Below are 14,453 nucleotides of genomic sequence, written 5' to 3' on the forward strand. Positions count from 1 at the left end.
AGCTTACATCAGTAAGTGACCGGGATGAGCGAGCGAAGACAACGCATCTGCGGCGCGAAATATGAAGGGGGAGAGCCCTTATAGACCAGGTAGTACACGTTTGGTTAGGGGGCCTGCATATGGCCCCCTTTTTCACTTTTATATCTGTGCGGTTTAATGCCGGGCAGATCACATCTCCGAGGATTTTAGAATGGCTGAAATTACCGCATCCCTGGTAAAAGAGCTGCGTGAGCGTACTGGCGCAGGCATGATGGATTGCAAAAAAGCACTGACTGAAGCTAACGGCGACATCGAGCTGGCAATCGAAAACATGCGTAAGTCCGGTGCTATTAAAGCAGCGAAAAAAGCAGGCAACGTTGCTGCTGACGGCGTGATCAAAACCAAAATCGACGGCAACTACGGCATCATTCTGGAAGTTAACTGCCAGACTGACTTCGTTGCAAAAGACGCTGGTTTCCAGGCGTTCGCAGACAAAGTTCTGGACGCAGCTGTTGCTGGCAAAATCACTGACGTTGAAGTTCTGAAAGCACAGTTCGAAGAAGAACGTGTTGCGCTGGTAGCGAAAATTGGTGAAAACATCAACATTCGCCGCGTTGCTGCGCTGGAAGGCGACGTTCTGGGTTCTTATCAGCACGGTGCGCGTATCGGCGTTCTGGTTGCTGCTAAAGGCGCTGACGAAGAGCTGGTTAAACACATCGCTATGCACGTTGCTGCAAGCAAGCCGGAATTCATCAAACCAGAAGACGTATCCGCTGAAGTGGTAGAGAAAGAATACCAGGTACAGCTGGATATCGCGATGCAGTCTGGTAAGCCGAAAGAAATCGCAGAGAAAATGGTTGAAGGCCGCATGAAGAAATTCACCGGCGAAGTTTCTCTGACCGGTCAGCCGTTCGTTATGGAACCAAGCAAAACTGTTGGTCAGCTGCTGAAAGAGCATAACGCTGAAGTGACTGGCTTCATCCGCTTCGAAGTGGGTGAAGGCATCGAGAAAGTTGAGACTGACTTTGCAGCAGAAGTTGCTGCGATGTCCAAGCAGTCTTAATCATCGAAAAGGAGCCGCCTGAGGGCGGCTTCTTTTTGTGCCCATCTTGTAAATTCAGCTAACCCTTGTGGGGCTGCGCTGAAAAGCGACGTACAATGTCGCTAGTATTAATTCATTTCAATCGTTGACAGTCTCAGGAAAGAAACATGGCTACCAATGCAAAACCCGTCTATAAACGCATTCTGCTTAAGTTGAGTGGCGAAGCTCTGCAGGGCACTGAAGGCTTCGGTATTGATGCAAGCATACTGGATCGCATGGCTCAGGAAATCAAAGAACTGGTTGAACTGGGTATTCAGGTTGGTGTGGTGATTGGTGGGGGTAACCTGTTCCGTGGCGCTGGTCTGGCGAAAGCGGGTATGAACCGCGTTGTGGGCGACCACATGGGGATGCTGGCGACCGTAATGAACGGCCTGGCAATGCGTGATGCACTGCACCGCGCCTATGTGAACGCTCGTCTGATGTCCGCTATTCCATTGAATGGCGTGTGCGACAGCTACAGCTGGGCAGAAGCTATCAGCCTGTTGCGCAACAACCGTGTGGTGATCCTCTCCGCCGGTACAGGTAACCCGTTCTTTACCACCGACTCAGCAGCGTGCCTGCGTGGTATCGAAATTGAAGCCGATGTGGTGCTGAAAGCAACCAAAGTTGACGGCGTGTTTACCGCTGATCCGGCGAAAGATCCAACCGCAACCATGTACGAGCAACTGACTTACAGCGAAGTGCTGGAAAAAGAGCTGAAAGTCATGGACCTGGCGGCCTTCACGCTGGCTCGTGACCATAAATTACCGATTCGTGTTTTCAACATGAACAAACCGGGTGCGCTGCGCCGTGTGGTAATGGGTGAAAAAGAAGGGACTTTAATCACGGAATAATTCCCGTGATGGATAAATAAGGGTAAGATTCCGCGTAAGTATCGCGGGGGCGTAAGTCTGGTTATAAGGCGTTATTGTTACAGGCAGTTTGGTCACGGCCAGCGCGCAGCAACCGGAGCGTACACAAGTACGTGAGGATGGCGAGCACTGCCCGGGGCCAAAATGGCAAATAAAATAGCCTAATAATCCAGACGATTACCCGTAATATGTTTAATCAGGGCTATACTTAGCACACTTCCACTGTGTGTGACTGTCTGGTCTGACTGAGACAAGTTTTCAAGGATTCGTAACGTGATTAGCGATATCAGAAAAGATGCTGAAGTACGCATGGACAAATGCGTAGAAGCGTTCAAAACCCAAATCAGCAAAATACGCACGGGTCGTGCTTCTCCCAGCCTGCTGGATGGCATTGTCGTGGAATATTACGGCACGCCGACGCCGCTGCGTCAGCTGGCAAGCGTAACGGTAGAAGATTCCCGTACTCTGAAAATCAACGTGTTTGATCGTTCAATGTCTCCGGCCGTTGAAAAAGCGATTATGGCGTCCGATCTTGGCCTGAACCCGAACTCTGCGGGTAGCGACATCCGTGTTCCGCTGCCGCCGCTGACGGAAGAACGTCGTAAAGATCTGACCAAAATCGTTCGTGGTGAAGCAGAACAAGCGCGTGTTGCAGTACGTAACGTGCGTCGTGACGCGAACGACAAAGTGAAAGCACTGTTGAAAGATAAAGAGATCAGCGAAGACGACGATCGCCGTTCTCAGGACGATGTACAGAAACTGACTGATGCTGCAATCAAGAAAATTGAAGCGGCGCTGGCAGACAAAGAAGCAGAACTGATGCAGTTCTGATTTCTTGAACGACAAAAACGCCGCTCAGTAGATCCTTGCGGATCGGCTGGCGGCGTTTTGCTTTTTATTCTGTCTCAACTCTGGATGTTTCATGAAGCAACTCACCATTCTGGGCTCGACCGGCTCGATTGGTTGCAGCACGCTGGACGTGGTGCGCCATAATCCCGAACACTTCCGCGTAGTTGCGCTGGTGGCAGGCAAAAATGTCACTCGCATGGTAGAACAGTGCCTGGAATTCTCTCCCCGCTATGCCGTAATGGACGATGAAGCGAGTGCGAAACTTCTTAAAACGATGCTACAGCAACAGGGTAGCCGCACCGAAGTCTTAAGTGGGCAACAAGCCGCTTGCGATATGGCAGCGCTTGAGGATGTTGATCAGGTGATGGCAGCCATTGTTGGCGCTGCTGGGCTGTTACCTACGCTTGCTGCGATCCGCGCGGGTAAAACCATTTTGCTGGCCAATAAAGAATCACTGGTTACTTGCGGACGTCTGTTTATGGACGCCGTAAAGCAGAGCAAAGCGCAATTGTTACCGGTCGATAGCGAACATAACGCCATTTTTCAGAGTTTACCGCAACCTATCCAGCATAATCTGGGATACGCTGACCTTGAGCAAAATGGCGTGGTGTCCATTTTACTTACCGGGTCTGGTGGCCCTTTCCGTGAGACGCCATTGCGCGATTTGGCAACAATGACGCCCGATCAAGCCTGCCGTCATCCGAACTGGTCGATGGGACGTAAAATTTCTGTCGATTCGGCTACCATGATGAACAAAGGTCTGGAATACATTGAAGCGCGTTGGCTGTTTAACGCCAGCGCCAGCCAGATGGAAGTGCTGATTCACCCGCAGTCAGTGATTCACTCAATGGTGCGCTATCAGGACGGCAGTGTTCTGGCGCAGCTGGGGGAACCGGATATGCGTACGCCAATTGCCCACACCATGGCATGGCCGAATCGCGTGAACTCTGGCGTGAAGCCGCTCGATTTTTGCAAACTAAGTGCGTTGACATTTGCCGCACCGGATTATGATCGTTATCCATGCCTGAAACTGGCGATGGAGGCGTTCGAACAAGGCCAGGCAGCGACGACAACATTGAATGCCGCAAACGAAATCACCGTTGCTGCTTTTCTTGCGCAACAAATCCGCTTTACGGATATCGCCGCGTTGAATTTATCCGTACTGGAAAAAATGGATATGCGCGAACCACAATGTGTGGATGATGTGTTATCTGTTGATGCGAACGCGCGTGAAGTCGCCAGAAAAGAGGTGATGCGTCTCGCAAGCTGAGGATAATCCGGCTACAGAGAGTCGCGCTATTTGTTAGCGTAGGGCTTCAGTGATATAGTCTGCGCCATCTGATCGTAAGTAGTTGGCTTTATAAGGTCAGGTATGCCGTGGTTTTACACGGCTTTTTTTTGTATAGGCTTCAGTATTCCTGAGTACCGTAAACCCTGTCAGGGAATAAGAAACGCGTGATGTTGTCTGCTACTCAACCACTTAGCGAAAAATTGCCAGCGCATGGCTGTCGTCATGTTGCGATCATTATGGACGGCAATGGTCGCTGGGCAAAAAAGCAAGGGAAGATTCGTGCCTTTGGGCATAAAGCCGGGGCAAAATCCGTCCGCCGGGCTGTCTCTTTTGCGGCCAACAGCGGTATTGAGGCGTTAACGCTGTATGCCTTTAGTAGTGAAAACTGGAACCGACCAGCGCAGGAAGTCAGTGCGTTAATGGAACTGTTTGTGTGGGCGCTCGATAGCGAAGTAAAAAGTCTGCACCGACATAACGTGCGTCTGCGTATTATTGGCGATACCAGTCGCTTTAACTCGCGTTTGCAAGAACGTATTCGTAAATCTGAAGCGCTAACAGCCGGGAATACCGGTCTGACGCTGAATATTGCGGCGAACTACGGTGGACGTTGGGATATAGTCCAGGGAGTCAGGCAACTGGCTGAAAAGGTGCAGCAAGGAAACCTGCAACCAGATCAGATAGATGAAGAGATGCTAAACCAGCATGTCTGTATGCATGAACTGGCCCCTGTAGATTTAGTAATTAGGACTGGGGGGGAGCATCGCATTAGTAACTTTTTGCTTTGGCAAATTGCCTATGCCGAACTTTACTTTACAGATGTTCTCTGGCCCGATTTCGATGAACAAGACTTTGAAGGGGCGTTAAATGCCTTTGCTAATCGAGAGCGTCGTTTCGGCGGCACCGAGCCCGGTGATGAAACAGCCTGATGGGGGTCGCTTTTGCTGAAGTATCGCCTGATATCTGCTTTTGTGTTAATACCCGTCGTCATCGCGGCGTTGTTTCTGTTGCCGCCGGTGGGGTTCGCCATTGTAACGCTGGTGGTCTGCATGCTGGCAGCGTGGGAATGGGGACAGCTTAGCGGTTTTACCACTCGCTCGCAGCGAGTATGGTTGGCGGTGTTATGCGGGTTATTGTTGGCGCTGATGCTTTTTCTGTTGCCGGAATATCACCGAAATATTCATCAACCGCTGGTTGAAATCTCACTTTGGGCTTCGCTGGGTTGGTGGATTGTCGCGCTATTGCTGGTGCTGTTTTACCCAGGTTCCGCAGCAATCTGGCGTAACTCTAAAACATTGCGCCTTATTTTTGGCGTGCTAACCATTGTTCCCTTCTTCTGGGGCATGCTGGCGTTACGGGCCTGGCACTACGACGAGAATCATTACAGTGGCGCAATATGGCTGCTCTATGTCATGATCCTGGTATGGGGCGCTGACTCTGGCGCATATATGTTTGGCAAATTGTTTGGTAAACATAAGCTGGCACCGAAGGTTTCTCCGGGTAAAACCTGGCAAGGCTTTATAGGTGGACTCGCGACTGCAGCGGTAATCTCATGGGGTTATGGCATGTGGGCGAATCTCGACGTCGCTCCCGTCACCTTACTCATTTGCTCTATTGTCGCAGCGTTAGCCTCAGTGCTCGGCGATCTGACCGAGAGTATGTTTAAGCGTGAAGCAGGAATTAAGGACAGCGGTTATTTAATTCCAGGACACGGTGGTATTTTAGATCGTATTGATAGCCTGACGGCTGCGGTACCGGTCTTTGCTTGCTTGTTGTTACTGGTATTCAGGACGCTTTAACGGAAGGTAATATGCTGAGTTTTCTCTGGGATTTGGCTTCGTTCATCGTTGCACTGGGTGTACTTATCACCGTGCATGAATTTGGTCATTTCTGGGTTGCCCGGCGTTGTGGTGTTCGCGTTGAGCGTTTCTCAATAGGGTTTGGTAAGGCGCTCTGGCGGCGAACTGATAAGCTCGGCACCGAATATGTTATCGCCCTGATCCCGCTGGGCGGTTATGTCAAAATGCTGGATGAGCGCGCAGAACCGGTCGTTCCGGAACTCCGCCACCATGCCTTCAATAATAAATCTGTCGGCCAACGAGCGGCGATTATTGCCGCAGGTCCGGTTGCAAACTTCATTTTTGCTATCTTTGCCTACTGGCTGGTTTTTATTATTGGTGTGCCTGGCGTACGTCCGGTGGTTGGCGAAATAGCAGCCAATTCGATAGCTGCAGAAGCACAAATTGCACCAGGTACGGAACTAAAAGCCGTAGATGGTATCGAAACGCCTGATTGGGATGCCGTGCGTTTGCAGTTGGTCGATAAAATTGGCGATGAAAGCACCACCATTACAGTAGCGCCATTTGGCAGCGACCAACGGCGGGATGTAAAGCTCGATTTACGTCACTGGACGTTTGAGCCTGATAAAGAAGATCCGATAACTTCGCTGGGGATTCGTCCTCGTGGGCCGCAAATTGAATCTGTACTGGAAAATGTGCAGCCAAACTCGGCGGCAAGCAAGGCAGGTTTGCAAGCAGGCGACAGGATCGTTAAAGTCGATGGTCAGCCCTTAACGCAGTGGGTGACCTTTGTGATGCTTGTCCGGGATAACCCGGGTAAATCCTTAGCGTTAGAAATCGAAAGGCAGGGGAGTCCCTTGTCTTTGACATTAATCCCGGAGAGTAAACCGGGTAATGGTAAAGCGATTGGTTTTGTCGGTATTGAGCCGAAAGTCATTCCTTTGCCAGATGAGTATAAAGTTGTACGCCAGTATGGGCCGTTCAACGCCATCGTCGAAGCCACGGACAAAACGTGGCAGCTGATGAAGCTGACGGTCAGTATGCTGGGAAAATTGATCACCGGTGATGTGAAACTGAACAACCTCAGTGGGCCGATCTCTATCGCCAAGGGGGCTGGGATGACAGCGGAACTCGGGGTTGTTTATTACCTGCCGTTTCTTGCGCTTATTAGCGTGAACTTAGGGATAATTAACCTGTTTCCGTTGCCCGTACTTGACGGGGGGCATCTGCTGTTCCTTGCGATCGAAAAGATCAAGGGCGGACCGGTATCCGAGCGGGTTCAAGACTTTTGTTATCGCATTGGCTCGATTCTGCTGGTGCTGTTAATGGGGCTTGCACTTTTCAATGATTTCTCTCGGTTATGAGAGTTAGTTAGGAAGAACGCATAATAACGATGGCGATGAAAAAGTTGCTCATAGCGTCGCTGCTGTTTAGCAGCGCCACCGTATACGGTGCTGAAGGGTTCGTAGTGAAAGATATTCATTTCGAAGGCCTTCAGCGTGTCGCCGTTGGTGCGGCCCTCCTCAGTATGCCGGTGCGCACAGGCGACACGGTTAATGATGAAGATATCAGTAATACCATTCGCGCTCTGTTTGCTACCGGCAACTTTGAGGATGTTCGCGTCCTTCGTGATGGTGATACCCTTCTGGTTCAGGTAAAAGAACGTCCGACCATTGCCAGCATTACTTTCTCCGGTAACAAATCGGTGAAAGATGACATGCTGAAACAAAACCTCGAGGCTTCTGGTGTGCGTGTGGGCGAATCCCTCGATCGCACCACCATTGCCGATATCGAGAAAGGTCTGGAAGACTTCTACTACAGCGTCGGTAAATATAGCGCCAGCGTTAAAGCTGTCGTGACCCCGCTGCCGCGCAACCGTGTTGACCTAAAACTGGTGTTCCAGGAAGGTGTGTCAGCTGAAATCCAGCAAATTAACATTGTTGGTAACCATGCTTTCACCACCGACGAACTGATCTCTCATTTCCAACTGCGTGACGAAGTGCCGTGGTGGAACGTGGTAGGCGATCGTAAATACCAGAAACAGAAACTGGCGGGCGACCTTGAAACCCTGCGCAGCTACTATCTGGACCGCGGTTATGCCCGTTTCAACATCGACTCTACCCAGGTCAGTCTGACGCCAGATAAAAAAGGTATTTACGTCACGGTGAACATCACCGAAGGCGATCAGTACAAGCTTTCTGGCGTTGAAGTGAGCGGCAACCTTGCCGGGCACTCCGCTGAAATTGAGCAGCTGACTAAGATCGAGCCGGGCGAGCTGTATAACGGCACCAAAGTGACCAAAATGGAAGATGACATTAAAAAGCTTCTCGGTCGCTATGGTTATGCCTATCCGCGCGTACAGTCGATGCCTGAAATTAACGATGCCGACAAAACCGTTAAATTACGCGTGAACGTTGATGCGGGTAACCGTTTCTACGTGCGTAAGATCCGTTTTGAAGGTAACGATACCTCGAAAGATGCCGTCCTGCGTCGCGAAATGCGTCAGATGGAAGGTGCATGGCTGGGGAGCGATCTGGTCGATCAGGGTAAGGAGCGTCTGAATCGTCTGGGCTTCTTTGAAACTGTCGATACCGATACCCAACGTGTTCCGGGTAGCCCGGACCAGGTTGATGTAGTCTACAAGGTGAAAGAACGTAACACCGGTAGCTTCAACTTCGGGATTGGTTACGGTACTGAAAGTGGCGTGAGCTTCCAGGCTGGTGTGCAACAGGATAACTGGTTAGGTACGGGTTATGCTGTTGGTATCAACGGGACCAAAAACGATTACCAGACCTATGCTGAACTGTCGGTAACCAACCCGTACTTCACCGTAGATGGCGTAAGCCTCGGTGGTCGTCTCTTCTATAATGACTTCCAGGCGGATGACGCCGACCTGTCCGACTATACCAACAAGAGTTATGGTACAGACGTGACGTTGGGCTTCCCGATCAACGAATATAACTCGCTGCGTGCAGGTCTGGGTTATGTACATAACTCCCTGTCCAACATGCAGCCTCAGGTTGCGATGTGGCGTTATCTGTACTCTATGGGTGAACATCCGAGCACCTCTGATCAGGATAACAGCTTCAAAACGGACGACTTCACGTTCAACTATGGTTGGACCTATAACAAGCTTGACCGTGGTTACTTCCCGACAGATGGTTCACGTGTCAACCTGACCGGTAAAGTGACCATTCCGGGATCGGATAACGAATACTACAAAGTGACGTTAGACACGGCGACTTATGTGCCGATCGATGACGATCACAAATGGGTTGTTCTGGGTCGTACCCGCTGGGGTTATGGTGATGGTTTAGGCGGCAAAGAGATGCCGTTCTACGAGAACTTCTATGCCGGTGGTTCTAGCACCGTGCGTGGCTTCCAGTCCAATACCATTGGTCCGAAAGCAGTTTACTTCCCGCATCAGGCTAGTAATTATGATCCGGACTATGATTACGAATGTGCGACTCAGGACGGCGCGAAAGACCTGTGTAAATCGGATGATGCTGTAGGCGGTAACGCTATGGCGGTTGCCAGCCTCGAGTTCATCACCCCGACGCCGTTCATTAGCGATAAGTATGCTAACTCGGTTCGTACTTCCTTCTTCTGGGATATGGGTACCGTTTGGGATACAAACTGGGATTCCAGCCAATATTCTGGATATCCGGACTATAGTGATCCAAGCAATATCCGTATGTCTGCGGGTATCGCATTACAATGGATGTCCCCATTGGGGCCGTTGGTGTTCTCCTACGCCCAGCCGTTCAAAAAGTACGATGGAGACAAGGCAGAACAGTTCCAGTTTAACATCGGTAAAACCTGGTAAGTGTTCTCCACAAAGGAATGTAGTGGTAGTGTAGCGATGACTTTAGGCGATCAATATAAGATCGCCGGGCCACGCAAAGAACTGCACCCTCCGGTGCAAATGGGATGGTAAGGAGTTTATTGTGAAAAAGTGGTTATTAGCTGCAGGTCTCGGTTTAGCACTGGCAACTTCTGCTCAGGCGGCTGACAAAATTGCAATCGTCAATATGGGCAGCCTGTTCCAGCAGGTAGCGCAGAAAACCGGTGTTTCTAACACGCTGGAAAATGAGTTCAAAGGCCGTGCCAGCGAACTGCAGCGTATGGAAACCGATCTGCAGGCTAAAATGAAAAAGCTGCAGTCCATGAAAGCGGGCAGCGATCGCACCAAACTGGAAAAAGACGTGATGGCTCAGCGCCAGACTTTTGCTCAGAAAGCGCAGGCTTTTGAGCAGGATCGCGCACGTCGTTCCAACGAAGAACGCGGCAAACTGGTTACTCGTATCCAGACTGCTGTGAAATCCGTTGCCAACAGCCAGGATATCGATCTGGTTGTTGATGCAAACGCCGTTGCTTACAACAGCAGCGATGTAAAAGACATCACTGCCGACGTACTGAAACAGGTTAAATAAGTAATGCCTTCAATTCGACTGGCTGATTTAGCGCAGCAGTTGGATGCAGAACTACACGGTGATGGCGATATCGTCATCACCGGCGTTGCGTCCATGCAATCTGCACAAACAGGTCACATCACGTTCATGGTTAACCCAAAATACCGTGAGCATTTAGGCTTGTGCCAGGCGTCCGCGGTTGTCATGACCCAGGACGATCTTCCTTTCGCGAAAAGTGCCGCACTGGTAGTGAAGAATCCCTACCTGACTTACGCGCGCATGGCGCAAATTTTAGATACCACGCCGCAGCCTGCGCAGAACATTGCACCCAGTGCGGTGATCGACGCGACGGCGAAGCTGGGTAACAACGTATCGATTGGCGCTAACGCGGTGATTGAGTCCGGCGTTGAACTGGGCGATAACGTGATTATCGGTGCCGGTTGCTTCGTAGGTAAAAACAGCAAAATCGGTGCAGGTTCGCGTCTTTGGGCGAACGTAACCATTTACCATGAGATCCAGATCGGTCAGAATTGCCTGATCCAGTCCGGAACAGTGGTAGGCGCAGACGGCTTTGGTTATGCCAACGATCGTGGTAACTGGGTGAAGATCCCACAGATTGGTCGCGTAATTATTGGCGATCGCGTGGAGATCGGTGCCTGCACAACCATCGATCGCGGCGCGCTGGATGACACTGTTATTGGCAATGGCGTGATCATTGATAACCAGTGCCAGATTGCACATAACGTCGTGATTGGCGACAATACGGCGGTTGCCGGTGGCGTCATTATGGCGGGCAGCCTGAAAATTGGTCGTTACTGCATGATCGGCGGAGCCAGCGTAATCAACGGGCATATGGAAATATGCGACAAAGTGACGGTTACGGGCATGGGTATGGTGATGCGTCCCATCACTGAACCAGGCGTCTATTCCTCAGGCATTCCGCTGCAACCCAACAAAGTCTGGCGCAAAACCGCTGCACTGGTGATGAACATTGATGACATGAGCAAGCGTCTGAAATCGCTTGAGCGCAAGGTTAATCAACAAGACTAACGTTCCATCTTTTGTTCGCCAAACTTTACGGCCTGTCTCATTCTTACGATTGCGGCAGGCCGTGTTATTATTGTCGTTTCTTATATTTTGACAGGAAGAGTATCTTGACTACTAACACTCATACTCTGCAGATTGAAGAGATTTTAGAACTTCTGCCGCACCGTTTCCCGTTCTTACTGGTGGATCGCGTGCTGGATTTTGAAGAAGGTCGTTTTCTGCGCGCAGTAAAAAATGTCTCTGTCAATGAGCCATTCTTCCAGGGCCATTTCCCTGGAAAACCGATTTTCCCGGGAGTGCTGATTCTGGAAGCAATGGCACAGGCAACAGGTATTCTGGCGTTTAAAAGCGTAGGAAAACTGGAACCGGGTGAGCTGTACTACTTCGCTGGTATTGACGAAGCGCGCTTCAAGCGCCCGGTCGTGCCTGGCGATCAAATGATCATGGAAGTCACTTTCGAAAAAACGCGCCGCGGCCTGACCCGTTTTAAAGGGGTTGCTCTGGTCGACGGTAAAGTAGTTTGCGAAGCAACGATGATGTGTGCTCGTAGCCGGGAGGCCTGATACGTGATTGATAAATCCGCCTTTGTGCATCCAACCGCCATTGTGGAAGAGGGCGCGTCGATTGGCGCGAACGCTCACATTGGTCCTTTTTGTATCGTTGGACCCCATGTCGAAATTGGTGAGGGTACCGTACTGAAATCTCACGTTGTCGTGAATGGTCATACTAAAATTGGCCGCGATAATGAGATTTATCAGTTCGCCTCCATCGGCGAAGTTAACCAGGATCTGAAATATGCTGGCGAACCGACCCGCGTGGAAATCGGCGATCGTAACCGCATTCGCGAAAGCGTCACCATTCATCGTGGCACAGTCCAGGGCGGTGGATTGACGAAGGTGGGCAGCGACAACTTACTGATGATCAACGCGCATATTGCGCACGATTGTACGGTAGGTAACCGCTGTATTCTCGCCAACAACGCAACGCTGGCGGGTCACGTATCGGTTGACGACTTCGCGATCATCGGCGGCATGACCGCAGTCCATCAGTTCTGCATCATTGGTGCGCATGTGATGGTTGGCGGCTGCTCCGGTGTGGCGCAGGACGTCCCTCCTTATGTCATTGCGCAGGGTAACCATGCAACGCCGTTCGGTGTCAATATCGAAGGGCTGAAGCGCCGCGGATTCAGCCGTGAGGCGATTACCGCTATCCGCAATGCGTATAAGCTGATTTATCGTAGCGGTAAAACGCTCGATGAAGTGAAACCGGAAATTGCTGAACTGGCGGAAACATATCCGGAAGTGAAAGCCTTTACCGATTTCTTTGCACGCTCAACGCGCGGTCTGATTCGTTAATGACTGAACAGCGTCCATTAACGATTGCCCTGGTCGCCGGAGAAACCTCCGGCGATATCCTGGGGGCCGGTTTAATCCGCGCTCTGAAAGAACGTGTGCCCAACGCCCGCTTTGTTGGTGTTGCCGGGCCACGAATGCAGGCTGAAGGCTGCGAAGCCTGGTACGAAATGGAAGAACTGGCGGTGATGGGCATTGTTGAAGTGCTCGGGCGTCTGCGTCGCTTACTGCATATTCGTGCCGATCTGACAAAGCGTTTTGGCGAACTGAAGCCAGATGTTTTTGTCGGTATTGATGCGCCTGACTTCAATATTACTCTTGAAGGTAACCTCAAAAAGCAGGGTATCAAAACCATTCATTACGTCAGTCCATCCGTCTGGGCGTGGCGACAGAAACGCGTTTTCAAAATAGGCAGAGCCACCGATCTGGTGCTCGCATTTCTGCCTTTCGAAAAAGCGTTTTATGACAAATACAACGTACCGTGCCGCTTTATCGGTCATACCATGGCTGATGCCATGCCATTAGATCCAGATAAAAATGGTGCCCGTGATGTGCTGGGGATCCCTCACGATGCCCACTGTCTGGCATTGTTGCCGGGCAGCCGTGGTGCGGAAGTCGAAATGCTTAGCGCCGATTTTCTGAAAACGGCCCAGCTTTTGCGCCAGACATATCCGGATCTCGAAATCGTGGTGCCGCTGGTGAATGCCAAACGCCGCGAGCAGTTTGAACGCATCAAAGCTGAAGTTGCGCCAGACCTGTCGGTTCATATGCTGGATGGGTTGGGCCGTGAGGCGATGGTCGCCAGCGATGCGGCACTACTGGCGTCGGGTACGGCTGCACTGGAGTGCATGCTGGCGAAATGCCCGATGGTGGTGGGGTATCGCATGAAGCCTTTCACCTTCTGGTTGGCGAAGCGGCTGGTGAAAACCGATTATGTCTCGCTGCCAAACCTGCTGGCGGGCAGAGAGTTAGTTAAAGAATTATTGCAGGAAGAGTGTGAGCCGCAAAAACTGGCTGCAGCGCTGTTACCGCTGTTGGCGAACGGGAAAACCAGCCACGCGATGCACGATACCTTCCGTGAACTGCATCAGCAGATCCGCTGCAATGCCGATGAGCAGGCGGCACAAGCCGTTCTGGAGTTAGCACAATGATCGAATTTGTTTATCCGCACACGCAGCTGGTTGCGGGTGTGGATGAAGTCGGACGCGGGCCGTTAGTTGGCGCGGTCGTCACCGCTGCGGTGATCCTTGACCCGGCGCGCCCGATTGCCGGGCTGAATGATTCCAAAAAGCTGAGCGAAAAACGCCGTCTGGTGCTCTGCGAAGAGATCAAAGAGAAAGCGTTGAGCTGGAGTCTGGGCCGCGCGGAACCTCACGAAATCGACGAACTGAATATTTTACATGCGACCATGCTGGCGATGCAGCGTGCCGTCGCTGGACTGCATATTGCGCCGGAATATGTGTTGATTGATGGTAACCGCTGCCCGAAATTACCGATGCCTTCGATGGCTGTGGTGAAAGGCGATAGCCGCGTACCGGAAATCAGTGCCGCGTCTATCCTGGCGAAAGTGACGCGTGACGCCGAAATGGCGGCGCTGGATATTGTTTTCCCGCAATATGGTTTTGCCCAACACAAAGGGTATCCAACCGCTTTTCATCTGGAAAAACTGGCTGAACACGGCGCGACCGAACACCATCGGCGCAGCTTTGGGCCTGTCAAACGCGCACTGGGACTTGCGTCCTGATTCTTGTGTCGAGATTAAGTAAACCGGAAT

At 51.3% G+C, this 14,453-nt stretch carries 14 protein-coding genes; all 14 read left to right on the forward strand.

The window, feature by feature from the left end:
- Window positions 1-190: 190 nt before the first annotated feature.
- The 14 genes from tsf (at window position 191) to rnhB (ending at window position 14,423) form a co-directional block, all read left to right on the forward strand.
- Window positions 191-1,042, forward strand: a complete 852-nt coding sequence (tsf, locus tag ACJHWK_RS06800; RefSeq protein WP_000818114.1) for a translation elongation factor Ts — start codon at window positions 191-193, stop codon at window positions 1,040-1,042.
- Between the two features lie 146 nt (window positions 1,043-1,188).
- A complete protein-coding gene (gene pyrH, locus ACJHWK_RS06805; protein WP_000224573.1) occupies window positions 1,189-1,914 on the forward strand; it encodes a UMP kinase in 726 nt (241 codons plus the stop codon).
- A 291-nt stretch (window positions 1,915-2,205) separates the two neighbouring features.
- Window positions 2,206-2,763 carry a ribosome recycling factor gene (gene frr / locus ACJHWK_RS06810; RefSeq protein ID WP_000622418.1) on the forward strand — a complete coding sequence of 186 codons (558 nt, stop codon included), beginning with the start codon at window positions 2,206-2,208 and terminating at the stop codon, window positions 2,761-2,763.
- A gap of 91 nt (window positions 2,764-2,854) precedes the next feature.
- The gene (gene ispC, locus ACJHWK_RS06815; RefSeq protein WP_001589702.1) at window positions 2,855-4,051 is read left to right on the forward strand and encodes a 1-deoxy-D-xylulose-5-phosphate reductoisomerase; all 1,197 of its coding nucleotides are present in this window, start codon (window positions 2,855-2,857) and stop codon (window positions 4,049-4,051) included.
- 188 nt (window positions 4,052-4,239) lie between these two features.
- Window positions 4,240-4,998 carry a (2E,6E)-farnesyl-diphosphate-specific ditrans,polycis-undecaprenyl-diphosphate synthase gene (gene ispU, locus ACJHWK_RS06820; RefSeq protein WP_001520518.1) on the forward strand — a complete coding sequence of 253 codons (759 nt, stop codon included), beginning with the start codon at window positions 4,240-4,242 and terminating at the stop codon, window positions 4,996-4,998.
- A 12-nt stretch (window positions 4,999-5,010) separates the two neighbouring features.
- Entirely contained in the window at window positions 5,011-5,868 is an 858-nt protein-coding gene (gene cdsA, locus ACJHWK_RS06825) for a phosphatidate cytidylyltransferase (RefSeq protein WP_020233386.1), read from the forward strand.
- Window positions 5,869-5,879: 11 nt separating this feature from the next.
- Complete coding sequence (rseP, locus tag ACJHWK_RS06830) at window positions 5,880-7,232, forward strand: sigma E protease regulator RseP (RefSeq protein ID WP_001520521.1); 1,353 nt, start codon at window positions 5,880-5,882, stop codon at window positions 7,230-7,232.
- A 29-nt stretch (window positions 7,233-7,261) separates the two neighbouring features.
- The gene (bamA, locus tag ACJHWK_RS06835; RefSeq protein WP_001240896.1) at window positions 7,262-9,694 is read left to right on the forward strand and encodes an outer membrane protein assembly factor BamA; all 2,433 of its coding nucleotides are present in this window, start codon (window positions 7,262-7,264) and stop codon (window positions 9,692-9,694) included.
- Between the two features lie 121 nt (window positions 9,695-9,815).
- Window positions 9,816-10,301 carry a molecular chaperone Skp gene (gene skp, locus ACJHWK_RS06840; protein WP_000758956.1) on the forward strand — a complete coding sequence of 162 codons (486 nt, stop codon included), beginning with the start codon at window positions 9,816-9,818 and terminating at the stop codon, window positions 10,299-10,301.
- A gap of 3 nt (window positions 10,302-10,304) precedes the next feature.
- Window positions 10,305-11,330: a UDP-3-O-(3-hydroxymyristoyl)glucosamine N-acyltransferase gene (gene lpxD / locus ACJHWK_RS06845; RefSeq protein WP_001139282.1), complete on the forward strand. Its 1,026-nt coding sequence runs from the start codon at window positions 10,305-10,307 to the stop codon at window positions 11,328-11,330.
- A gap of 104 nt (window positions 11,331-11,434) precedes the next feature.
- Window positions 11,435-11,890, forward strand: coding sequence for a 3-hydroxyacyl-ACP dehydratase FabZ (gene fabZ, locus ACJHWK_RS06850; protein WP_000210739.1), 456 nt, complete (start codon window positions 11,435-11,437; stop codon window positions 11,888-11,890).
- A 3-nt stretch (window positions 11,891-11,893) separates the two neighbouring features.
- Window positions 11,894-12,682 (forward strand): acyl-ACP--UDP-N-acetylglucosamine O-acyltransferase, encoded by a 789-nt coding sequence (gene lpxA, locus ACJHWK_RS06855; protein WP_000565966.1) that lies wholly within the window; start codon window positions 11,894-11,896, stop codon window positions 12,680-12,682.
- Window positions 12,682-13,830, forward strand: a complete 1,149-nt coding sequence (gene lpxB, locus ACJHWK_RS06860; RefSeq protein WP_000139675.1) for a lipid-A-disaccharide synthase — start codon at window positions 12,682-12,684, stop codon at window positions 13,828-13,830. The genes lpxA and lpxB overlap by 1 nt, the downstream gene beginning before the upstream one ends.
- A complete protein-coding gene (gene rnhB, locus ACJHWK_RS06865) occupies window positions 13,827-14,423 on the forward strand; it encodes a ribonuclease HII (RefSeq protein ID WP_000569434.1) in 597 nt (198 codons plus the stop codon). The genes lpxB and rnhB overlap by 4 nt, the downstream gene beginning before the upstream one ends.
- Window positions 14,424-14,453: the final 30 nt, after the last annotated feature.

Source organism: Escherichia sp. WS547 (genome assembly GCF_046486065.1).
Taxonomy (GTDB): domain Bacteria; phylum Pseudomonadota; class Gammaproteobacteria; order Enterobacterales; family Enterobacteriaceae; genus Escherichia; species Escherichia coli.